Below are 24,180 nucleotides of genomic sequence, written 5' to 3'. Positions count from 1 at the left end.
CCAAACCGTAATGGGGGATGGCTTGCTATTTTTTGTTAGACGTACATGATTTAATCTGGTAGGTTTATAGATTTTCATCTTATGTAATGGTATTTTAATAGCAGAGGTGACGCCAATGAAAAACAAACCAATCTATGTAGAAATCTCCATCAATGCCCCTGGCGAAAAGGTGTGGGAAATGTCCCAGGACCCTCATCTCCATGAGCAGTGGGATCTTCGATTTACATCTATCACCTATCTGCCAAAAACATCAGATGATGATCCGCAATCATTTCGATATGAAACAAAATACGGCTTTATAAAGGTTGCTGGATGGGGTGAAAGTGTCGGCACACATCATAAAAAAGATGGTTCAAAGACCTCTTCTCTGCATTTCGGGACAGACCAGAAGATTTCCCCGATCAGTGAAGGAAGAGGATACTGGCGATATATCCCTACGGAAAAAGGAACAACCTTCCTGACCCAATATGGCTATGATGTCCGATACGGTGGATTTGGAAGACTGATAGACTCCGTATTCCGCCCGCTGATGGGATGGGCGACGGCTCTAAGCTTTGACGTGCTCAAGCAATGGATAGAAAAAGGAGAGCAGCCGCGCTCACAGTATATGCGCCTTTTTACCAGTACAATGCTGGCCATACTCTTTTTCTTCGTATGGGTTTATCAGGGGCTGGTACCGAAGATCATAGCGGGACATCCCGAAGAAGTTTCGATGCTTTCAGCCTTGTCTTCTCTGGATGGAATGGCTGCTGTAAAAGGGGTTCAAATCATAGGGGTCTTTGAAATCCTGTTCGGTGCCGTCTGGCTTTTATATCGTAAAAAAAGGCATCTGCATGCACTTCAAATGTTCGTGTTTCCTATATTGACGATCCTGGCTGTAAAGTCGGATCCCTCCATTTCCATTCATCCATTCAATCCGGTTACGTTCAATGCAAGTCTGTGGGTACTTTCCATTATAGGGTTCTTACTTTCCAAAGACCTGCCCACTGCATCCAGATGCAAACGTAAGAGAAAGGATGTTACAGCGTGACGATTTACAAAGAACTTTTAGGGGCAGAATTCAAAAACCTTCATCCAAAACTTCAGGAGAGGTATATGCTGTCTGTCGGACAACCCTTCCAAGGGACAGGGACAATGTCAAAAATAGAAACCGGGCCGGCTTGGCTCAAGCCCTTTTTAACTTATGCTGTCCGCAGAAAGTTTCTTTTTCCTGAAAGTGATAAGGATGTACCGTTCACAATTAAAAATAGCTGCAGGCTCATGGAAAGCGGAGAGACAGAGGTTTATTGGGAGCGGTCCTTCTTTTTTGAAGAAGTGACACGCCATTTTAATGCCTTCATGACGATTGATGCCGAGCGCGGGGTAGTAAAGGATTATCTGGGTGAACCAAGCCTGTTTTATTCAGATTTAAATCTTAGTGTAAGTCATGACGGAGGATTGCGCATCCGATCCGGTTCTCAACGCTTCATTGCCGGTAAATTTGAAATCAAGCTCCCTTCCTTATTCAAAGGCGAGGTCGCCGTGGAGGAAGGATATGATGAGGTCTCTCGATGCTATACGATAAAAGTTGATATACATAATAAATTTATAGGCAGGATGATGACTTATGAAGGTACATTTACTGCGCAGTCTGGTTAATCCCATCACCCTTGCAGGGGTGGTTTTGTTTACTATAAGCTGCGTGCTGGTGACAGACCAGCCTCATATGTTGATGCTGACTGCTGCACAATTGATTTTGGTACCAGTCGTGCTTCTGCAGATCATTGAGTTCAGCAGGCTGAATAGAGTAGTCACTTGGATTGCAATGCTTTCCGTTTTCCTGCTGCAATTCGTTTCCTGGAGTGGGGGGAAGCTGCTGCTTTCTATTATTTATGTTGGCTTTACCCTCTTGATTGCATCTAATGGGTTGAAACGATTTTTCAGGAGAGGGTTCACCAATTGGGCAGAAATTTCAATCGATGTCGGTTTGATGTATCTGTTTATAGGCGGGCTGTGGTTTTTTGCTTATATTAATGGTGTGGATACAGGGTTCGGCCCACTGATCACATGGTTAACGGCCATACATTTCCATTACTCTGCTTTTTTGCTGCCGGTTTCGCTGGGGTTATTTGGAAGGATACATGAGTCCCCTATGTATCGATGGATCGTGCCTGCTATCTTGGCAGGTCCTATGCTTGTAGCAATTGGAATTACTTTTTGGCCGATTCTTGAAGTCCTGTCCGTACTGGTGTATATAGTTGCCATTTACAGTCTTATCGGACTTTCATTCCGGACCCGTTTTGCCTCCCGTCTTCAGGCATTCCTGATCCGGATTTCATATTCAGCGCTTGGAGTAACGATTTTATTTTCAATGCTTTATGCGCTGAACAGTGCTTTTGGATTTTTGTATGTCAGTATCGGATTCATGCTATTGTTCCATGGTCTTGTCAATTGTATCTTATTTGGACTGGCCGGTGTGATCGGCTGGGGGGTATCCCCGCCGTCATCCAGGCAGGAAACGTGCACTTTTCCAGTGAGCAGGATAAAGGGTGGTGTTCAATGGACCGGAAAAAAGCATCCGGGTCTCGTAGATGATCTTAAAGACTTTGTTGATGTGGATTCTTTACCCCATTCAATCGTCCATTTCTATGAGCACACAGAAGAGTATCAATTAACTGCATCAGTCAAATGGGCATCCTGGTTCAAACCGATGGCATGGTGTTTCAAGCTCATCAGTGCGAGGATGCAGCAATTAAACCTGCCCCTTTCCAGCAAAAGTACTGTAATGACAGGAGAAATCCTGCAGGTTGATCCGGACCTGGATGGAAGGGAGCAACCGAGGGTATGGGTCCGAAAGGTGGATCAATCCACCGTGTTTGCAGCCATCTATTCCCGGCATGAAACAGACGGGAGGACCTTTATGAATATTGCACTGCCGCTTCCGTATTCCTCGATGGTCGGAATTCTTCAATTGAAGGAATTCAATGGCTCCTTGATTTTGACAAGCGAAGGAAAGGGAGATCCTGGTGTTTATCTGGCTGCAGGGGATATTCTTTTTAAACTTCCTCTTTCCGAGCATTTCTTGATCCAGGAAACAAGCCAGGGTTCACTTGCAGCCAGCCACAACATGAAAATCTTTGGGATGCATTTTTTAAATATTGAGTATATGATTTACCCGAGAGTATGAGGCCTGAAAGTGTAAAGCTCGAGAAAATGTATGAATGATAATGGACAAGATGAATATCTATATAGAGACTAATTGTACGAGAGCGAATTTTGCAATGTGTAAGTCAACTTGGAGCTCTAGATAGGGGCTGGTTTCTTGTATAGAAACAATCGGAATCCACTTGTGAATATCTCCATCTTCATTTTGATTTTTTTACTCATCATCCATGTCATACGTTTTATCCTCAATGCTAAGGTGTACATCGTCTACAGTATGGGTGTGGGCCCGATTTTATTAATGGGGCTGATCGTATTTCTAATTATTTTTCTTTATTTTAAAGGGTGAATGTAAAGGTACAGTGACTGGAGACCAGACATATGGTCTCCAGTTTTTTTGTTAAACTGTTGTTAAGAGTTAGGAATTATTGGATAATTGTGAAAGCGGATTTAATTGGTCCCGGTTTCCAAAAGCGAGATGCGGCTATATTTTCAAATCGCATCATCCCATAATAAAGGAGAGATGAAGTTGGCTACTTGGGTGACACATTTCAGAATCGCAGAAGAATTGTTGAGAACGGAACTTGCTGTTTCACGGATTGGATTTTTGGTAGGGAATATCGGTCCGGACTGCGGCCTTATCGGGGAGGACGGGATTCCTCATCCGCCGAAGACCATTACACATTTCAAGGGTGAAGGCTTAATCAATGCAGAATCATTTTACGATGAGTATCTTCGGGGTGAAAGTGAGTTCGATACAGAAGAACTTTCTTACTATCTTGGCTATTTCATTCATCTGGTAACCGATGAGGAGTGGCTGAAGATCTTAGCGGAGAAGAAAAAGGAGAAGGTCTATCAGGATATATTGAACTCTCCTGATTACGCAAGAATTGTTAAAAGGGATTGGTACGGGCAGGATTTTTTATATCTCAAACAGCATCAAGAAAGCATTTTCTGGACGGATTTTCAGCATATTGAAGATTTTCCTGAATACTTGAGTTTCTTCAGGGACGGGCAGACACTCGAGCAGATCGAGAATATCACGAATTTCTATAAGAACAGCTCGATCCCGGGTGACCACGATTTTATTTATCTTTCAACTGAGGAAATGGATGATTTTGTGAATGATACAGTCAGAAAGATCAAGGCAAGTTTGAATCATAGACTGAATATGCAGCTTGTCTGATTCATCTGGTACCTGCGGGCTTATAAAGCCTTGACTTTAAAATTTAACAGAAAACGAGGGTGAACAATGATCATCAGAAAACGCAATAACGATGAACCGCTTCCTATGAAACTATTATTGCTGGCTGATCCCTCAGAAGAGATTGTAAGGGAATATGCCAGCCGCGGAGAATGCTTTATAGCCGAACTCTATGAGGAAGTTGTGGGTGTCTATGTATTACTGCCGACCAGGCCAGGTACGATCGAACTTGTGAATGTGGCTGTTCCAGAGGAATTGCATGGCAGGGGAATCGGAAAACAGCTTGTAATGGACGCAATAACGAAGGCGAAGAATAAAGGATTTAAAACGATTGAAGTGGGCACCGGCAACTCAGGAGTCGGGCAGCTTGCACTCTATCAAAAATGCGGATTTAGAATAACGGGTGTGGATTTAGACTTTTTCATAAAGCACTATGATGAAGAGATTTTTGAAAATGGAATTCAGTGCAGGGATATGGTCCGGATGGCAATGGACATATCTTAAATAATTTTTTCCTGACAAACAGATTTGCCAATTTTCTATTATAAACATATGCATGATGTTAAAGGTATTGTAAGTATTATAAATAAAGGTGGTGCAGGAATGTCCATAAAATCGTATGCGTCTGTTTTCCTTGCTTGCAGTATGTTCCTCCTAACGGCATGCAGCGGGAATGGGACAGTACCTGAAAAGGATGAAAAAGAATCCGAAACTGAACAAAATCAAGTGGACGATACTTCAGATTCGGGTGAAGAAAGCAACATCGGATTAGAAGATACTGGAGATCCACAGAATGAAAAAGATAATCAGCCTGCGGATGAAGAATCAAGTGAAGCGCAAACTCCTGATGATGAAGCCGTGATAGATGAAAAAGCCTATACTTCTGCAGAGGAAGCTGCCGGCACCCTCGAAGGTTATACGAAAATCAAACAGACCAACATTGATCTGGGTCATGGAATCAGCGGCTTTCAAGAAGGAGCTGCCGGACATGAATACCTATCCTGGAACGAAGGCCGATGGCTCATAAGAATTAATTTCCCCACTGATCCCCAATATACAATTGACGGGTATGAAGAAGGCCCTGATTTGGGGAGGGATGTAGTAGATTATCTGGAGGACCATTATCTGCCTGCACCAAACAAGATTGGGATGATTGAGATCAATGGATTTAAGGATCATCCGGAAACCGTCGTCAAATGGCAGGATGGAAAATTGATATATACCATCACTTCAAATAGTGAAGACCCATTCGAGGCATTGAATACAGCAGTAGAATCGAATAAGAGTTAAATGGTGCAGCGGGGGGATCCCCGCTGTTTTTACTTAAATTGAGTTTGAGTTACATTTAGTAAAATGCAATAATTGGAAACAGGGGTGTAGTATTAGTAAAAAAGTTTGAATAGTAATGTAATGATAGTGAAATAGAATGATGGGAAAAGGAGGAATTCTTTGTTTTTATATCTTGCTTTTTTTCTGCTCCTTTTGAATGTCGTCTTTTTAGTGTTGAAAAAAGTGGCTCCTTATTCTGAAATAATGAACTCATTCAAAACTGTCAATGGATTCTGGAAAGCCCAAGCTGCCTGCTTGACTCTTGTACTGCTTTTTGTGTTCCTTCACTTTTCAGGCGAGGAAAGAGCCAAATGGCACATAAGCCCGGACTATGTATCCGATGGTGTATTGTATTTAGGGGATGAGAGCGGAAGTATTGAATACGAATCTTTGGTGGTGGAAGAAAGGAACTATGAAACAAATGTGATTTTACCCATTGCGGCGGTGGAGACAGATAACGTTCGTCTTTTATTTACGCATGACGGTTCAGCAAAAAGAGAACCGATAACACTTTCTCAGCTCCATGATAAGAAGCAGCCTGTCACACTATGGTTCCCCGAAAGTGGAAAATGGAGAGTGGATATCGAAATTGATGGAACCGTATATTCTTCCATCGTGCTTCCGGTCAAAGAGAAATAACCGGGCTCTCATAGACTTATAGATAAAACTATGTACAAAGAGGTGTTCCCTATTGGAAAAAATAAAAAAACTATTCATACCCGATAATGCAAGAGTAATCGTCATATCCGACATACATGGTGAACTGGAGCTTTTCAAACAACTATTGAATAAAGTGGATTTCAACACAGGAGATTATTTGATCATAAACGGTGATCTTTGTGAAAAAGGCAGCAACAGTGACGGTGTGGTGAGGTTTATCATGGAGCTGGAGGCTCAATACCCAAATGTACATGTCACTGAAGGCAACTGCGACACATTGGTTGAAGATTTGGTCGAAGAAAACCCTGAACTCGTGGGATATTTAAAAACGAGACAACATTCGATCCTGAATGAATGGCTCGATAAAATAGGTTTTGTCATTGGCGAGGATACGACAGTCGGCGAAATCAAAGAAGGGTTGACTTGCCATTTTTCAAAAGAAATTATCTGGCTGCTTCAGTTGCCGACTGCAATTGAAGCGGATGACTATATCTTCGTTCACGCCGGTCTTGAGGAACGGGTCGATTGGGAGGAAACAGATCGATTGAAAGCTATAACATTCCGTGAATTTCTTCATCACACGCACAATGCAGGCAAATATGTGATCGTCGGCCACTGGCCGGTCGTCAACTACTCATCCGATATATCGTCACACAAACCAATTATCGATGAAGTGAAAAAAATGATCGCAATTGATGGTGGAAACATCATTAAAAAAACCGGTCAGCTCAATGCCCTGATCATTGATCGTATAAATAAAAAGGATTCGATCACATATACATATACCGATTCATTCCCAAAATTCGAAGTTTTAGAAGATTTTCATGCTGATTCTGAAATGACGGGTGCAATCTCCTACCCATCCTATGAACTCGTTCCCATCATAGCAGGACAACACTTCACTTTATGTGAACAGGTTGAAACAATAAATAAGTTATATGTGAAAAATGAATATATTTGTCAAGGAGAAAATGGCAGTGCATATGCCAAAAACGATGTTTCCTGTGCTCATATCACCGTAAAAAAAGGAGACATCGTATCACTTATCGACGATAACTGCAGCGGGTACGACTTAATTAAGAAAAATGGGGCTGTCGGGTGGATTGGAAAAGGAATCCTTGCATATCAACACTCTTTACATAAAAAATCGAATTCCCTTCTGAACAAGGAAGAAACTCCTGTTTGAAACTCAAAATTCAGAAAAAGTGGATGAACACAAGGGTTGAATATGGTAACATAGACTCACGGAATTTATTTTCTTACAATTTTGTCATTTTGAAGTGGCACAAGTATTGAAGGGGGATATGAAAATGATCCCGGCGAACAGAAAAACAGATCCATTCCTGATCAGCAAGATCAGGGAAAAAGATATGGGCTCCATCTTTAATTGGTTTGAACAGCGTCAAAATTCATTTTATACGATTGGATGGATGCATCTTACGGACCAAAAGCAAATGGAGGAGATATTTTACAGAGCTATTAAAAAAATACATCAAGAACTGCCGAATAATAAAAGAAAGAGTCCCTTTGATATATGGGCTTCTTCGATTTTTATACAGGTTTGCCGTGAGCTTTCAGAAGCTTTTCAACCGACCGAACCAGTGCAGGATGTATTTGACGCACTGCAAAAACTTTCAGAAAAAGATAAAGAAGCCATTGGGGTCGTATACCTAATGGGATATTCCTTTGAGGAAGCGGCGCAGATGCTCAATGCTGACATTAGCGAAATAAGAAAGCGCCTATTTTCAGGAATCCAGCTTTTGAAAACGGAATTAGGCTATCACGGAAGCCAAAACGGCTGCCCGGAATATAAACTGCACTACATAGATTACTTGGAAAAAAACCTTGAACGCCCGCAAAAAGTTGATTTTGAAATACATACCTACAATTGTCCCGGCTGCCAGGAGGAACTCGCTTCATTCCAGGATATCATGCTGACTTTAAAGGAGACTGCAGATGGGGTGAAGGTTCCCGGCGTCATATTGATGAATGTAAAAGCAAGGATTGAAAAAGAGGAAAGCATCAGGCAAAAAAAGAAAAAGAAACGTAAAAAAATCGGGATGTCATTTGCTGCCGTGTTTACATTGCTGTTGTGCACCGGCTTTGTCACCGGCACGTTCACCAGCCTCTATTACTCCTGGACGGAAGATAACAAAGAGCTCCGCACATATCTGCAGAATGATTTAGGTGAACGGCTTGACATGGAAGCGGAGAGTGACGGGGTAAAAGTTAAAATCAAAAGTGTGGTTGCGGACGATGTACAGACATTGGTTTTTTATGAAATAGAAGATACTGCAAAAGACAATCGATACATGCTGAATCTGCATGACGGCGTCAACGTTGAGAATGAATATGAAATCATGGATCGAACCGCCCAGCAGAGATTCTCTCCTCCGTTCCCGCCAGCAGACTCTGATAAGAATGAAAAGAATATTTTCGAAGGGAAGCTGAGCCTGCTGCCGCTGAAAGATGAAAGCGGGACAATTAAATTAAACATTAACAGGCTGCAGAAGCTGATGGGCGATCCTGAAAATCCAGGGGAATTTAAGCCTTGGGCTTATGAGGAAATGGAATTCGCAGACGGAAAATGGGAATTTGAGATTCCTGTGGAGAAAAATCCTTCAAGTGAATTTTCGTTGGAAAAGGAAACAGAAATCGAGGGCTTGCCTGTCCGCTTTGAGAAGCTTAAAATTGCCCCTACTGCAACGATCCTTCAATATAGCTTCAAGAATCAAGACGCTGAGAAGCGGATTGAAATGCTCAATTTAGAACTCCTTCAAGCAGGACGGGAAAAATTGAAAGCAGACTTATACGGCAGTTCATTTGCGGACAATCCAGGAAATATGGAATGGATTTCCTTACAAGCACATTTTGACCCTCTATTCGGGCAGCTGCCAGAAGAAGTCAATGTGAAGTTCGGTTCCATTCATCTGGCAGTCCAGGATGATAAAATAATAGAATTGGATTCTACTCAACCGTACCCACAGACATTTGATTATCTGGGAAGTACCATTTCAATTGATAAAGTGGAAGTGGGATCCCCGACAAAAGTAGTAATCAGTAATCATGATCTCACCGACCGTGAATATGAATCACTTCAATTCCACGTGACCGGACAAGAAGACTATGAAAATATCTCAATGGGGATGGATTCTGAGGGAGTCCTTGTCGATAAATATGGAAAGGAATACGATCCCATGGAACCGGGCTATCCTTTCGAAGAAATCGAGCAGCCACGCTATTTTCAAACAGTTCAAAGTTTCGAACTTTTCAATGACACATTCGGGGAAGAAGTCATTCCTAAAACGCTTGATATTCAAGGATATACGACAACGAAATACGTGGATGATATGGTGAAGATTGAGTTGTAACTTAGAGGTCTGTCCAATAGGGCAGGCTTTTTTATTGGGAAACCACTTAAATTTTTGCTAATACTGATGATGAGGAGAGAACGACAATCAAATCAGGGTCTTTACGTTATTTAAACAATGATAAAATGGGGGATGAAGACTTAAGGGGGTTCCATTTTGACAGACCTATTTATTTTTATACTTATCATTTTCATCGCTTCCACTCTTCAGACAAGCACAGGTTTTGGGTTCTCCATCATGGCCACGCCTTTTTTACTCCTGCTTTTCCAACCTGCTGAAGCGATTCAGATCAATCTCATTCTTTCACTGCTCATTTCCATCGCTCTTATATGGAAAATTAGGGAGTCCATAAATTATGAGTTAATGAGGAAACTTATTGGAGGGAGTCTGGCGGGGGCTCCGGTCGGGTTAATTATTTTTATGACGATTGGAGACCTTACCATGTTCAATATTGTTGTCAGTGTCATCCTGCTGGTTCTGACTGTTTTACTTATCATGAGGTTCAGGATCAAACGGACACCACTACGGGATTACCTGATAGGGGGGACTTCAGGCATTCTGACGACAAGCATCGGAATGCCAGGCCCTCCGCTGCTGCTGTATTTTACGGGGACAGATACGAAAAAGGAAGTGTTGCGTTCCACCACACTGGCATTTTATCTCTTCATCTATCTGATCAGTCTGATAACCCAGCTCATATTTACAGGTACCGATTCAGTTATATGGAAATCAAGTTTGTATGCCATCCCTGTTGTGTTCCTCGGTCTGCTGGCCGGCCAATATCTATTTAACTGGGTCAACCAGCGGATTTTCACGATTTTTACTTATTTTCTGTTAGCTTTCACAGGTTTGTATTTATTAATCAATAGTATCTTTTATTAAGTTTGCGTCCTTCCCGGTATCGGTGGACGAATAAAGATTATTCGACAAGTGGAACGTATTTTAGGAAAAGTGGAATGAAAATCTGATATCTGGAACGTATTTCTCTAACCTGGATTGAAAAACGTTAAAGAGGAATGTATTTTTCAAAAGTGGAATGAAAATCATTGATTTGGGTTAATGAATGAGCTGAAAAGGGTAGTAGGCTAAGTTGAAACCACGAAACAACTCCATAACCTCAATTATTGGAGCAAAACCAATAGAAAATTTCAATTTCACCAGATTTTTAGCAAGCGAAGCGCCATTCAATGAAGTCTGTCCTTTGTTACCCTTTGGAAAAGTGATCAACGGACAGGCTTTTTGCATCTTTTAACCAAGGTGAGTTGAAACATTCAGGAGTGAATCTCAGGAACGAAGGCGGAAGGCGGCCGATACTTGGAGGACGTTCTCCAGACATCACAACTAAAAAGATTATGTAGAAAATATGTCATAAACAGAGTAAAAAAGCACTTCTTTTTTTAGGAGGCAGGGTGTAAAATTAATACAAATTATGTGTGATATTTACATCTGGATATTTTCGAATATGTTGTTGCACTTGTTATTACAGCCTGCCGGACGACTCGTTTTCATTGAGTATTCGGAATATTAAAAAAATGAAGAGGTTGAGGAAAATTGATTATTGAATCAAAGGAAATGCAGATTAAGGAACAAAGTATCTTTCATCATCAAGGGAATAAAATCATCACGGAGGACCGTGAGATAAAAGTCATTGCAAGAATGGAAGAACCTTGTATCGTGGTTTTGGCAGATGTATTGAGCCATGAAGAATGCGATGAGCTCATCCAGCTTTCTAAAGAGCGTATGAACCGGTCCAAAATCGGAAATACACGCAGTGTGGATGAACTACGCACCAGCAGCAGCATGTTTTTTGAAGAAGCCGAGAATGAGTTGGTAGTGAAAATTGAGAAAAGGGTTTCTCAAATCATGAACATCCCGGTAGAACACGGTGAGGGGCTCCAAATATTGAATTATAAAATCGGGCAGGAGTACAAAGCGCACTTTGACTTCTTCAGGTCGGCATCAACTAAACCTGTCACCAACCCGCGAATCAGCACGCTGGTCATGTACCTTAATGACGTGGAAGAAGGCGGGGAAACCTATTTTCCTAAATTGAATTTTTCTGTATCTCCTCAAAAAGGGATGGCCGTTTATTTTGAGTATTTTTATGACAGCCAGGAGCTGAATGAACTCACCCTTCATGGCGGCGGCCCGGTAATAACAGGCGACAAATGGGCAGCGACGCAATGGATGAGAAGAAAAGTGTATCGATAAAGAGAAGAAAGCTCTTCCAATATGGAGGGCTTTTTTCATTATCTTTATTTTGAGGAAATAAGGAGTTGGGCAGCCCTCTAAATCATGTGAAATGCTGATAATGGGAGGGAATGGCGGCTTGGAAATAGAATTACAATTATATATGCGCTTAAAATCGAAAGGAGAATCATGATGAAATTGACGAGGGATACCCAGTATATTCGAGGTTTATCTCTGAAGGAAGACCGTATTCCCTCTTATAACTCATTTCCATTTTGTCTGCCCGTCATGAAACATTTCAGTGAGTTGATGTTTCATCCGAATGTCACCTATATCATAGGTGAAAATGGCATGGGGAAGTCTACTCTTCTTGAAGGGATTGCCATTGCATTGGGCTTTAACCCAGAGGGGGGAACGATGAATTTTAATTTCTCCAGCTATGATTCACACTCTGATCTGCATGAGTATTTGCGGATCGTTAAAGGTGTTGAACGGGCAAAGGACAGTTTCTTTTTCAGAGCAGAAACCTTCTATAATGTCGCTTCAAATATAGAAGAAATGGACAGGGAACCATTACCTGTCCCCAAAGTGATCGACTCTTTCGGTGGTAAATCGCTTCATGAGCAGTCGCATGGTGAATCATTTTTTGCAGCTTTCACTGAACGTTTCCGCGGTAACGGACTATACATACTGGATGAACCGGAAGCGGCATTATCACCTCTGCGCCAGCTGTCGATGCTTGCCCGGATTAATGAACTGGTCCAACAGGGGTCCCAATTCATCATTTCGACCCACTCACCCATAGTGATGGCATACCCGGATGCTAAAATCATTGAATTAAGTGAGTCAGGGATGACAGAATCACGCCTTGAAGATACGGGACATTATAAATTGATGAAGCAATTTATCGATGACCGCGAAAGACTGCTGGTTCACTTGTTTAAAGAGTGATGGTTGTTTTGCTGCCCCATTTACTAATTGAATATGAGCTTATTTTTTGAAGAACGAAACAGCACAAATGACTTAATAATAGAAGGAGATTGCCTATGTATCAATTTTTTAACGGAATGATTATACGTGAGGGAACAAAGGGAGTACCGGCAGATGCAGTTGAATGCCTTTTTAAAGATGCAGGATGGGTCCGGACAACACCTCAATGGCAAAAAGAGAAATTCACATTGATCTTTGAGAATTCTACCTGGGCGTTTACAGTATGGGATGGGAATGAAATGATCGGGATGGTAAGGGTGATATCCGATCAGATTATGGCTGCCAATATAATGGATCTTGTTGTCTCCACCGATTACAGGGGAAGGGGAATCGGAAGGAAACTGGTTGAACTCTGTGTCGGGAAGCTTCCACACGGTGACTGGTTTGCCCATACATCTGCAGATAATTTTCCATTTTATAAAAATTGCGGGTTTGAAGTAAAGGATTTATCGGAAAACGGAACATGCAGTTATTATGGATATATTAAAGCCAGGGAAGAGGGTCATCGCCTGACATGATGAAAAAGGGGGACATGGAATGATTTATAGGAGAAAAGTATATAAATTGGCATCAGGAATGGTGAATGAATTCAATCAGCACTTCAACGACACCCTCCTGCCAGTCCAGTTGAAGCATGGAGCTAGATTGATTGGCAGGTGGAAGACCTCCTCGGATGAAGAAGCAGTTGAAATCTTCGCTATTTGGGAGTACGACAGCTATGAAGAATATGAAATAATTGAAGGGAAAGTCAGAAGTGATGAGCCGCATATTAAGAGAGTTCAGGAATGGTTTGCTCAAATGGGAGGGAGAGAGAAACTTAAAGGTTCTTTCTTTAAGATCGATCAGGACTTTCTAGAATCAACTCTAACCAATGAAAGTACCATCATATTAAAATAGAATGAACATCTCTGGCATTGTACCAAACAGCAACTATAAAAATATTAACCAAGGCGACAGGAGTACCGGTTACATCACCGGTATCCCTGTTACCTTGGTTTTTTTGAGCATGGCGTGACCTTTCGTGCAATCTCTGCGTATTTCAATAGTAGAAGGGGTGATAGATTTAATGGTTAAAGCTATTGATTATTTAATAGCACTGGATGACGGTCATGGGCTTGGAACATCAGGAAAGCGTACGCCTTATATTCCTTCCATCGGGAGGCAGATACGGGAAAATGAATTCAATGAGAAAGTAACGCTCTATTTGAAAGGAGAATTAGAGAGATGTGGTTTCAGGACACTTTTGACAGCGCCGACTGATGGGGATACTCCACTGAAGGAAAGGACGGGTCTTGCCAACTCCAGGGGTGCAGATGCACTGGTTTCCAATCACTTCAATGCGTTCGACGGGAAATTTAATGGTCCGGGCAAAGACCCTGAAGGACCTTCGCTTCATATTTATTGCAATGATTTGAATGACAGGAGGCTGGCAGAAAGCATTGCAAACTATCTGAAGCAGGGAACGAAGCAAGTATTCCGCGGAATCATTGAGCAAAACCTTCATATGACAAGGGAATTCAATAAAGCAGCTGTACTTGTAGAGAATGGCTTTATGGATAATGAGAAAGAAGCGCTGCTCATGATCAATGAAGTTTTTCAGCGTGAGACAGCGAAAGAGCAGGCAAGAGGAGTGTGTGATTTCTTTGGAGTTCCATATGTGACCGAAAAACCAGGAGGCGGGATTAAGCCTCTGGAACCAGGTTCAGATGGTGTTTCACCTGATTATACCGGCAAACGTGTAGAAAGTATTTACAGAGGATCTGAAGGGCTGGACTTTTACAGCAGGCCGACTTTCAATGATGCATACAAGGCAGGGACGTTAAAATTCCGATACGGATTTTCAGCGGTTCTCCGCAAATTAAGGGTCGAAGGTGCCTATATGTATGAAGTGAAAAATTCCCGCGGCCATGTGTATTATGTGACCGCTTCCCCTAAATTTGTAAAAGTAAAGGGTGCAGGCAGAGAAACGGCGCCACCATCTAATCCGGATCCTTTCACGGTGTCTGTCGCGATTGGTGAAATCAGGGTCATGGGCGTAACGCAGGCGGCAATCATACAAGATCGCCCTGACAGATTGAATTCCAAGAATATCGGTACCATTGCAAGAGGGCGGACCCTTCAGGTCACAGGCTCGGTCAGGGGAAAGAATAGCAGTTCAGGTTATTGGGAAGTTATCTACGATGGCAGAAGAGCTTATGTAACAGGAGATTACGGAAGGTATACTGCTTATTAATAAAAAACAGACCTTGAATACAGCAATTTCTTGCATTCAAGGCCTGTTTTTTATTGAATCTCACTTCATAGGACATTGTCTATAATCTGTTCAAATGAATCACTTACCCTGCTTCTATTAATAAGGATCTGTTGATTGTCGAGAGTTACGCTTCCTCTATAATCATCGAGATTAAACTTTTCCTTGAAAGCCGCCATGGATCCTTTACTTCGCTTATCAATTTCAAAATATACAGTTGTTTCACGATCGCCTTGAAGAATATAGACTTCGAGTTCGTCGAGCTTCCGGTTGTACTTACCGTAAGTTGGAATGAATTCGAATTGTTGTACAAATGGACGCTTCGTTTTCACCCATGCAGGAGTGTTCTGACTTTCCATCTGCCTGAATTTAAAGCCAATTACCTTGATTGCATCAATAATGTTTTCGTGTATGGTGGAAGGCTCGACTGCAACATAATCCTTGTCTTTCGGGTCGATTGCATGCCGGATATCAATTCCCGTCTCGATCCAAACGGGAGGTATATTCTGTTGGGTGTGAGGATCTGTCATTGTTACGGGCGTATAGTGCGGGATTTGGATAGAGAACGGAATGGTCTTTCTTTCACCTTTATTAATTGTAAAAGGTTCATTTAGCTGAAAAGAATCTACTATGGCCGATGATAATCGATCGCTGCCTTCATGGCCGAACATTGTCATTAATTTAAGATTGATGGCTTCTATCCGTTGATCTGTATTTCCGCCCTTTACCTCTACCATTCCATGTAGTATCTCCCCCTGCTGAATAAAAGGACTTTTGAGCTTTGTATCAACCGCAGCAGAACCTATTCCCATACTCGCAACCACTTTATCAAAAACAGACATGAATTCCTCTCCCTCCTATTGATTTCATCGTAGCACAGATATTGGGTTGGGTAACAGCAGGAATAAAAAGATCAGATGAAGAAGAACGCTTTTTTGAAGGCAGAACAAGATTCCTGTCAGTTTATTAAACTATTTTCATTTATACCGTTTACGTTTTTGTGTAAAGGGTAAACCCCTAATGGAAGCAAAGGGGGAGTCTATATTTTATGCGAAACTTTTCGAATATCGGGTGTGTGTAGCAGGACGGAAAGGGATGTAAACGTAGAAATTTCGCTCGCAATAGGGAGCGATGATTCTGAACATGTAATCGCCACCTGCACAGGTATTAGAGACGATTGTCATGATTGCCCTTTTATACTATTAAATAATGAGGAATAAAAAAAGCAGGTTTAGAAAAAATAACTGAAAATGATGAAGTATGAAATCAGTGTTGAACGGAAATCGGGTTCGGCACTTTTTTGTGTTTTAATGGCTCCTTCAGCCGGTGGAAATATATGCTGAGACGGGGCGCCATTTATGTTAAGGATTTCATTATCGAGGCAAATAAAATGTTGAAAACCGAAAAAATTATTGAATTTTCAAACTATTGGTGTTTAAATAGAATCATACTAAACTTATCAGATATGTGACAACTAGAGATGAAGATTGAAAAAGCAGGGTGGTGGGAAATTGACAGCAGATAAGATTGCAGTGAAGAAGGTATCTGAGCAGGTGGAGGAAAGAATCAAAGGAATGATCCGATCGGGTAGGTTTAAGGAAGAAGAGAAGCTTCCATCCGTCCGCGAGCTTTGTGAGATGTTCGAAGTCGGCAGGTCAGCCGTCCGTGATGCGATGACAACGTTGAAGGGAAAAGGCATTTTGCAGGTGAAGCAGGGGGAAGGAGCGTATGTACGTGCTTTCAATACAGAGAATTTCTTCACGACTCAGCTGATGCTGCCTGATACGAAGGATATTCGCGAATTGTTTGAGGCAAGAAAGATGATTGAGCCAGAGCTTGCTGGAATGGCTGCCGAAAAGAGGACGATTGAGGATATTCGCATCCTGGAGAGCTTTCTCTCTCAGGAAGTGATGGCCAATTGGGAGGCCGATTACGAGTTTCATATGAAGATTGCCCGCATTACCGGGAATGGGATCCTTGTGAAATTAATGGCGTTCATTTCAGCGTCAACAAGAAAAGCGATGATCGATGTCCATCAGCATATCCAGAGCCGGGAGGATATCTCGAACCTTGTCGGAGATCAGCACAACCGCATCTTCAAATCGATTCAATCAGGCGATGCACCTGCAGCCAGGGAAAACATGATCAGGCATCTGGATTTTGTTGAGAAACTGCTAGTCAAAAACGTACTTACCCAATCATAAGAGGTTCTTTTTTTTACGTATTATTCAGAAACGGTGTTTCTTATTACGGAACAAGGAGTGTGAAAGATGCTGACTGAGCTAGTGACAGAGTTGACTAACGAAGTGCCGGAAGCGCGGTTTAAAGAAGGGAAGCTGGACCGCTTCGGGAACGGCGGCGGCCTTAACGTCTATCCAGTATCGGAAGAAGAGGTTGCAGCGATAGTAAAATACGCAAATGAAAATGGGAAGAAAGTGATTGTGGAAGGCTGCGGGACGAAGAGAGGCTACGGAGGGCTTGTTGAGTCTGCAGACATTATTCTCTCAATGGCAGATTACAAAGGAGTAGTGGAACATGCGACGGGTGACTTGACCATAACAGTCAAAGCCGGCACGACCTTTAAGGAACTGCAGTCTTATCTGGCAGCGCACGGCCAGAAAATCGCACTCGATCCGGCTTGGCCAGGCGAAGCAACCATCGGTGGAATCATCGCTGCAAATGAAAGCGGTCCCAAGAGGCTCGGCTACGGATCAGCAAGGGACAATGTCATCGGGCTTCGAGTCGTCTATCCTGACGGCACGATCATCCGCTCTGGCGGGAAAGTTGTGAAAAATGTGGCCGGTTATGACATGAATAAGCTGTTCATCGGTTCCATGGGTACAATCGGCGTGCTGACTGAAGTGACACTCAAACTGCGGCCCATTTCAAAATGCGAGAGCCTCGTCCTTGTATCCTTTCCGGCAGACGGGCAGGCTGAAATCCGTCAATTTGTCATTGATGTGCTCGATTCAACACTTGAGCCGACTTCACTTGAACTGCTGAACCCGGCGCTTTCTGAACAGTTGACAGGAGTGAAATTGTATACAGCCGCTATGAGCTTTGAGGATGTGGAAAGCTCGGTCCGTTATCAGGAGGAGACTGTGCAGCGGATGAAGCCTGAGGGCAGTCAGCTTACGATTTATGAACGTGATAAAGCCATGAACTTCTGGGATCACTTTTCAAATCTCGGATCAGCCGTTAATGAAGGAACAGAATTGAATGCCATTTTGAAAATAGGTGTGGTCAATCTGGACGTACTGCATGTAATAAAAGAATGTGAACATCTTGAAGAAAGTCACAGGGTCGAAATCCTGGCGCACGGCGGACTCGGCCATGGACTATGCGGCGTCCATGTGAAGGGAGCACATGAAGACGTCCTTTCAGTCATTCGCGAATTGAGGGCGGAAGCAACAAGTCGTGGAGGCTATGTCATCGTTAAGAGCCTTCCGTTCATAGAGCGCCAGAAGATCAAAATATGGGGAGACGATCCGTCCTATCTCTTTTTACTTCAAGGCATCAAAGCAAAAGTTGACCCGAATTCAGTATTAAACTACAAACGATTTGTAGGAGGGATTTAGGTGAGTGTAAAAGAGCTTGCGAAAACACCGCCCTGTTCTGACATGAGTTTAAGCAACTATTTATGGAGTGACAAACCAGATGAAAACAAATGGGCAGACTGCGTCCACTGCGGGATGTGCCTGGAATCATGCCCAACGTATGAACTGACGGGACAAGAGCAGCATTCCCCCCGTGGGCGTGTGCACCTGATAAAGTCGGTGGCAGAAGGGAAGCTTGAAGTGAATGAGCAGTTCATGGACCCCGTCTATGCATGCCTCGACTGCCGTGCCTGTACGACAGCCTGTCCCGCCGATGTTGATGTGGGAGGACTGATTGAGGAAGCGCGTGGACAAATCCGTCAGGCGATGCCGCTTAAGGGATGGAAAGGGATGGTCAGCAAAACATTCCTAGAAGGGTTGTTCCCGCATCCGAACCGCTTAAATGCACTTGGTGGCGTGCTGAAATTTTACCAAAAGAGCGGCGCACAGACGCTTGTAAGGAAGACAGGCCTTCTCAACGTGATGCCCAGACATCTGGTGGAGATGGAAGCGATCATGCCCGAAATCAAACAATCTGTACGGCAAAAATATAAGAACCAGCGGGTCATCAAAGCGAAAGGCAAAACGAAGCACGAGGTTTCCATGCTGACGGGGTGTGTGATGGATGTGATGTTCGGGGAAATCAATGACTCGACGATCAATGTCCTGACCAGAAACGGTAATGATGTGGTGATTCCGGAAAATCAAACGTGCTGCGGCGCGCTGCATGTTCACTCCGGCGACAGGAAAATGGGAAGGAAGCTTGCCAAACAGAACATCGAAGCGTTCAAGGATAGTGACAAGGTCATTGTGAACGCAGCGGGCTGCGGCTGCATGATGAAGGATTATCCGGAACTCTTCCATGAAGACCCGGAATGGAGGTCAAAGGCTGAGGAGTTTTCCGCAAAAGTTGAAGACATTTCCAAATACCTTCATGATACAGGCTATGAAAAGCCCGATGCCGAACTGAAAACTCGGATTACGTATCATGATGCCTGTCACTTGGCGCATGGGCAGGGTGTACGCCAGGAGCCCCGCAATCTTCTACTCACCATCCCTGGAGTCGAAATGGTCCATATGCCGAATGCAGATCGCTGCTGCGGAAGTGCCGGTATATACAATATCACAAACCCTGAAATGGCAGGTGCTGTGCTGGAGAGCAAAATGCAGAATGTCCCTGAGGATGTCGAAATGATATCGATGGGGAATCCCGGCTGTATGCTGCAAATGGCGATGGGAGTCAAGAAGTACGGTAAAAACCAACAGGTCGTCCATACCGTCCAACTCCTTGATTGGGCGTATCAAAAAGAGGATGAAGAAAGGGGGAGGGCATGATGGCACTGAAAAAGCTGAAGACTGCAGATCCTCATATCAAAGGTCTCGCGGCGCTTGTCAGCGGACCGAACAGTATCCTGTATCACAAGGAGGACCTGATCGCCTATGATTGCGACGGCTTCACCCTCCATAAGCATCTGCCGAAAGCAGTCGTTTTCCCGAAGGATACGGAGGAAGTGGCTAAACTTGTAACCTATTGCTCCGAGAACGGACTTCCGTTCCTGGCCAGGGGCGCCGGCACCGGTCTGTCCGGAGGCGCAATCCCTATTAACGGGGAAGTGATCATCAGCCTTGTCCGCATGAAACGGCTTTTAAGTGTCGATTTAGAAAACCGGCGTGCAGTCGTCGAGCCAGGTTTCGTGAATCTGAAGCTGACTAACTCGATTTCAGATAAAGGCTATTATTACGCCCCGGATCCTTCAAGCCAATACTGTTGTACAATCGGTGGTAATGTCGCCGAGAATGCCGGAGGGGCACACTGTCTGAAATACGGTGTCACCACCAATCATATTCTCGGATTGGAGGTCGTCCTGCCGAACGGGGACATAATCGAAATCGGTCCAAATGGTATCCCCGATGCCCCGGGCTATGATCTTCTCGGACTTCTGACAGGGTCTGAAGGGACGCTCGGGATCGTTACGAAGATCACCGTTCGCATCTTGAAAAATCCCGAAGCGAAACAAACGGTGCTTGCCTATTTTGACCGGGTGGAAGACGGAAGCCAGGCCGTTTCCGATATCATATCGAAAGGAATCGTCCCTGCAGCACTGGAAATGATGGACAAAATCGCGATTGAAGGAGTCGAGGCAGCTGCTTTCCCAGTGGGACATCCAAAGGATATAGAAGCCTTGCTTCTGATCGAGGTGGACGGGATATCCGCAGGGATCGAAGAGCAAATCAATCAAATATTGGATGTGTGCAGGGCAAGGAACGTCCGGGAAGTTAAAGTCGCCCGTGATGAGCTTGAAAGAGGCAGATGGTGGGCGAACAGGAAGACAGGCTTCGGTGCGATGGGAGCCATCTCCCCGGACTATCTGGTTCAGGACGGTGTGATTCCGAGAAGCCGGCTTCCTGAAGTGTTAAACAGAATCAATGAAATCAGTGCTGAATACGGGCTGCGGATAGCGAATATTTTCCACGCGGGGGACGGGAACCTGCATCCGCTCGTCCTCTTTGATGCACGGATCCCCGGCGAAACTGAAAAAGCATTGAAAGCTGGGAGCGAATGTTTGAAGGCATGTGCCGACGCAGGCGGATCCATTACGGGAGAACACGGCGTAGGCATTGAGAAGAAAGAAGAAATGCGCTTTGTCTTTAATGACGATGAAATCATCGCCCAGAGCAGCATACGTGAAGTCTTCAACCCTCACAATCTACTGAATGCCGGCAAGCTGTTCCCAAGCCCAGGCCGTTGCGTCGAGATCAAGACAGAGTTGAAGGCACAGCAGGAAGTGATTGGGTCATAGATTGATAGTGACAGCGGTCTGGTTTGTGTATGGAAAAAATGTACACAAAATCGTTCATTCTTTTTTCAGGAAGCAGGAAACTAACTAATCACCTTATAAAAATCCTGAATTATTAGAAAACTGATTGAATGGTAAACTTGAAGATGGTATCATCGATATAACAATTATGAAACGGTGTTTCTTAATAAGAAACACCAACTAAATTTATCAATGGCTTATAAAGGTTATTGCATCTATTTCATCAGCATCAATACAGCGCCCTGAGCCAAAATAGGAGGAATCGATCAATGAGTAATTATGTCAAAGCAGGATCCTTGCAGGTAGATCAACAATTGTATGAGTTTATTAATTCCGAAGTCCTACCCGGTACTGGACTTGACAGCGAAGCTTTCTGGCCGGAATTCGGTGAACTGCTGCAGGATCTCACCCCAAAAAATAAAGCGCTGCTGGCCCGCCGTGATGAAATCCAGGATAAACTCCACGATTGGCATAAAGAGAACAAAGAATTCGATTTGGCCACTTATAAAACGTTCCTTGAAGAACTCGGCTATCTAGAACCGGAAGTGGACGACTTCACCGTGACGACTGAAAACGTCGACGATGAAGTCGCGCTCCAGGCCGGGCCTCAGCTGGTCGTACCCGTGAATAATGCACGATACGCCATCAACGCTGCCAATGCCCGGTGGGGAAGTCTGTATGACGCCCTTTATGGGACGGATGCGATCGGTGAAGAGGACGGTGCCGGCCGTCAAGGCGCGTACAATCCGGTCCGGGGCGAGAAAGTCATCGACTTTGGAAGGAACTTCTTGGATCAGGCCGTTCCTTTGAAAGACGCGTCCCACAAACATGCGTTGAAGTATGAAATCGCTGACGGCAGATTAGCTGTAACGTTAATGAATGGAAAAACAGCAGGATTAGAGGACGAAAGCAAGTTTGCCGGCTATCAGGGAGAAGCTGAAAGCCCTTCAGCCGTCCTGCTGAAAAATAACCGCCTTCACATCGAAATCCAATTTGACGAGAAGCACCCGATCGGGGCGTCAGATGATGCGAATGTGAAGGATATTGTCCTTGAATCAGCGATTACCACAATCATGGACTGTGAAGACTCGGTAGCGGCAGTCGACGCAGAGGACAAGGTACTTGTTTACAGGAACTGGCTTGGCCTCATGAAAGGGGATCTCGCAGCGGTATTTGATAAAGCGGGGAAGACGGTGACGCGAACACTGAACTCAGACCGGTCGTATAAGACCCACGGCGGTAAAGATCTCACTCTTTCCGGACGCTCTCTGATGTTTGTCCGAAATGTCGGACACCTTATGACGAACAGCGCGGTCCTGGACCAGGACGGCCGGGAAGTGCATGAAGGGATCCTTGATACCGTTATTACGAGTTTAATAGCAAAGCATACGCTGCGCGGGACGGGGAGCTACCAAAATACATCCAAGGGCTCGGTCTATATTGTAAAACCAAAAATGCATGGCTCCGAGGAGGTCGCTTTCGCTAATGAACTGTTCGACCGGGTAGAGGATCTGCTTGACTTGGAACGTAACACACTGAAGATCGGGGTCATGGATGAAGAACGCAGGACCACCCTTAACCTGAAGAACTGCATCAAAATGGTAAAGGAAAGAATCGTGTTCATCAACACTGGATTCCTCGATCGTACGGGGGATGAAATGCATACTTCGATGGAAGCGGGCCCGATGATCAGAAAGAATGATATGAAAGCAACAAAATGGCTCAAGGGTTATGAACAATCGAACGTCCAGACAGGACTTGCTGCAGGATTTCAGGGTCGTGCCCAAATCGGCAAGGGGATGTGGGCGATGCCTGATATGATGGCCGAAATGATGGTGCAGAAAATCGGTCATCTCAAAGCCGGAGCCAATACGGCATGGGTGCCTTCGCCAACGGCTGCGACGCTCCACGCACTTCACTATCATGAAGTATTCGTGCAGGATGTCCAGGATGTGCTGGCGAAAGAAGCTTCTGACCTGCGCGATGATATTTTGACAATACCTGTTGCGGAATCTCAAGATTGGTCTGCTGAGGAAATCCAGCAGGAACTAGATAATAATGCGCAGGGAATCCTTGGATATGTCGTTCGCTGGGTAGAACATGGTGTGGGCTGCTCGAAGGTGCCCGATATCAACAATGTCGGCCTGATGGAAGACCGAGCCACGCTGCGTATCTCCAGTCAGCACATGGCCAACTGGCTGCACCACGGCATCTGCACCGAAGAACAAGTGATGGAAACGTTGAAGCGGATGGCGAAGGTCGTTGACGAGCAAAATGCCGGCGACCCTGAGTATCGCCCGATGGCCGCAGATTACGATCAATCTGTCGCCTTCCAAGCTACCTGCGACCTTGTCTTCAAAGGGTACGAACAGCCAAACGGCTATACGGAACCGATCCTCCACCGGAGACGGATCGAAGCGAAAGAGAAGTATGGCGTGAAACAGGGATAGGGAGTGTAGTGGGGCATTCTTCTTGAATGCCCCATTTTATAAGATGGACCGGTACTTCCTAAGCTGCGATACTACTTTTTTTAGAGAGCCAATCCGATGATATAATGGCAAATTCGGTTATATCTTTGGTCTTCCGATGGAAGAAGGATGGTTTTGATAATAGATTGTAAGGATTCGAT

The 24,180-nt window shown here is 44.2% G+C and carries 22 protein-coding genes; 21 read left to right on the top strand and 1 reads right to left on the bottom strand.

Features of this window, described 5'->3' with window-relative positions; all coding sequences use genetic code 11:
- Positions 1–115 precede the first annotated feature (115 nt).
- The 16 genes from AS034_RS12515 to AS034_RS12440 all read left to right on the top strand — a co-directional run bounded on the left by AS034_RS12515 (position 116) and on the right by AS034_RS12440 (position 15,118).
- On the top strand, positions 116–1,030 hold the full coding sequence (locus AS034_RS12515) for a DoxX-like family protein (RefSeq protein ID WP_058298680.1): 915 nt from the start codon (positions 116–118) through the stop codon (positions 1,028–1,030).
- Positions 1,027–1,638 (top strand): DUF4166 domain-containing protein, encoded by a 612-nt coding sequence (locus AS034_RS12510; RefSeq protein WP_058298679.1) that lies wholly within the window; start codon positions 1,027–1,029, stop codon positions 1,636–1,638. The genes AS034_RS12515 and AS034_RS12510 overlap by 4 nt, the downstream gene beginning before the upstream one ends.
- A complete protein-coding gene (locus AS034_RS12505) occupies positions 1,607–3,166 on the top strand; it encodes a YndJ family protein (RefSeq protein ID WP_058298678.1) in 1,560 nt (519 codons plus the stop codon). The genes AS034_RS12510 and AS034_RS12505 overlap by 32 nt, the downstream gene beginning before the upstream one ends.
- A gap of 135 nt (positions 3,167–3,301) precedes the next feature.
- Positions 3,302–3,490, top strand: a complete 189-nt coding sequence (locus AS034_RS12500; RefSeq protein WP_032088344.1) for a hypothetical protein — start codon at positions 3,302–3,304, stop codon at positions 3,488–3,490.
- Positions 3,491–3,670: 180 nt separating this feature from the next.
- Entirely contained in the window at positions 3,671–4,327 is a 657-nt protein-coding gene (locus AS034_RS12495; RefSeq protein ID WP_058298677.1) for a zinc dependent phospholipase C family protein, read from the top strand.
- 66 nt (positions 4,328–4,393) lie between these two features.
- Positions 4,394–4,849, top strand: a complete 456-nt coding sequence (locus tag AS034_RS12490) for a GNAT family N-acetyltransferase (RefSeq protein ID WP_058298676.1) — start codon at positions 4,394–4,396, stop codon at positions 4,847–4,849.
- A gap of 99 nt (positions 4,850–4,948) precedes the next feature.
- Complete coding sequence (locus AS034_RS12485) at positions 4,949–5,635, top strand: hypothetical protein (protein ID WP_058298675.1); 687 nt, start codon at positions 4,949–4,951, stop codon at positions 5,633–5,635.
- Positions 5,636–5,794: 159 nt separating this feature from the next.
- Positions 5,795–6,313: a hypothetical protein gene (locus AS034_RS12480; RefSeq protein ID WP_058298674.1), complete on the top strand. Its 519-nt coding sequence runs from the start codon at positions 5,795–5,797 to the stop codon at positions 6,311–6,313.
- A 52-nt stretch (positions 6,314–6,365) separates the two neighbouring features.
- Positions 6,366–7,520, top strand: coding sequence for a metallophosphoesterase (locus AS034_RS12475; protein WP_058298673.1), 1,155 nt, complete (start codon positions 6,366–6,368; stop codon positions 7,518–7,520).
- 124 nt (positions 7,521–7,644) lie between these two features.
- Positions 7,645–9,705, top strand: coding sequence for a DUF4179 domain-containing protein (locus AS034_RS12470; protein WP_058298672.1), 2,061 nt, complete (start codon positions 7,645–7,647; stop codon positions 9,703–9,705).
- A 156-nt stretch (positions 9,706–9,861) separates the two neighbouring features.
- The gene (locus AS034_RS12465; protein WP_058298671.1) at positions 9,862–10,587 is read left to right on the top strand and encodes a sulfite exporter TauE/SafE family protein; all 726 of its coding nucleotides are present in this window, start codon (positions 9,862–9,864) and stop codon (positions 10,585–10,587) included.
- 690 nt (positions 10,588–11,277) lie between these two features.
- Positions 11,278–11,916, top strand: a complete 639-nt coding sequence (locus AS034_RS12460) for a 2OG-Fe(II) oxygenase (protein WP_058298758.1) — start codon at positions 11,278–11,280, stop codon at positions 11,914–11,916.
- Positions 11,917–12,087: 171 nt separating this feature from the next.
- Complete coding sequence (locus tag AS034_RS12455) at positions 12,088–12,846, top strand: AAA family ATPase (RefSeq protein WP_058298670.1); 759 nt, start codon at positions 12,088–12,090, stop codon at positions 12,844–12,846.
- Between the two features lie 95 nt (positions 12,847–12,941).
- The gene (locus tag AS034_RS12450; RefSeq protein ID WP_058298669.1) at positions 12,942–13,403 is read left to right on the top strand and encodes a GNAT family N-acetyltransferase; all 462 of its coding nucleotides are present in this window, start codon (positions 12,942–12,944) and stop codon (positions 13,401–13,403) included.
- A gap of 19 nt (positions 13,404–13,422) precedes the next feature.
- Positions 13,423–13,782, top strand: coding sequence for an NIPSNAP family protein (locus AS034_RS12445; RefSeq protein WP_058298668.1), 360 nt, complete (start codon positions 13,423–13,425; stop codon positions 13,780–13,782).
- 169 nt (positions 13,783–13,951) lie between these two features.
- Complete coding sequence (locus AS034_RS12440; protein ID WP_058298667.1) at positions 13,952–15,118, top strand: N-acetylmuramoyl-L-alanine amidase; 1,167 nt, start codon at positions 13,952–13,954, stop codon at positions 15,116–15,118.
- Positions 15,119–15,183: 65 nt separating this feature from the next.
- Here the strand turns inward: AS034_RS12440 and AS034_RS12435 are convergent, their stop codons facing one another.
- On the bottom strand, positions 15,184–15,978 hold the full coding sequence (locus AS034_RS12435) for a sporulation protein (RefSeq protein WP_058298666.1): 795 nt from the start codon (positions 15,976–15,978) through the stop codon (positions 15,184–15,186).
- A 669-nt stretch (positions 15,979–16,647) separates the two neighbouring features.
- Between AS034_RS12435 and AS034_RS12430 the strand changes: the two genes are divergently transcribed.
- The 5 genes from AS034_RS12430 (at position 16,648) to AS034_RS12410 (ending at position 24,001) form a co-directional block, all read left to right on the top strand.
- Positions 16,648–17,340 carry a FadR/GntR family transcriptional regulator gene (locus tag AS034_RS12430; protein ID WP_058298757.1) on the top strand — a complete coding sequence of 231 codons (693 nt, stop codon included), beginning with the start codon at positions 16,648–16,650 and terminating at the stop codon, positions 17,338–17,340.
- Between the two features lie 66 nt (positions 17,341–17,406).
- Positions 17,407–18,714, top strand: a complete 1,308-nt coding sequence (locus AS034_RS12425) for an FAD-binding oxidoreductase (RefSeq protein WP_058298665.1) — start codon at positions 17,407–17,409, stop codon at positions 18,712–18,714.
- 42 nt (positions 18,715–18,756) lie between these two features.
- Positions 18,757–20,067, top strand: a complete 1,311-nt coding sequence (locus tag AS034_RS12420; protein WP_176716100.1) for a (Fe-S)-binding protein — start codon at positions 18,757–18,759, stop codon at positions 20,065–20,067.
- Complete coding sequence (locus AS034_RS12415; RefSeq protein ID WP_141687708.1) at positions 20,067–21,533, top strand: FAD-linked oxidase C-terminal domain-containing protein; 1,467 nt, start codon at positions 20,067–20,069, stop codon at positions 21,531–21,533. The genes AS034_RS12420 and AS034_RS12415 overlap by 1 nt, the downstream gene beginning before the upstream one ends.
- A 287-nt stretch (positions 21,534–21,820) precedes the next feature.
- On the top strand, positions 21,821–24,001 hold the full coding sequence (locus AS034_RS12410) for a malate synthase G (RefSeq protein WP_058298662.1): 2,181 nt from the start codon (positions 21,821–21,823) through the stop codon (positions 23,999–24,001).
- The last annotated feature ends 179 nt before the right edge of the window (positions 24,002–24,180 follow it).

The organism is [Bacillus] enclensis (assembly GCF_001456935.1).
Taxonomy (GTDB): domain Bacteria; phylum Bacillota; class Bacilli; order Bacillales; family Bacillaceae_B; genus Rossellomorea; species Rossellomorea enclensis.
This window is presented reverse-complemented; position numbering and strand designations above follow the sequence as displayed.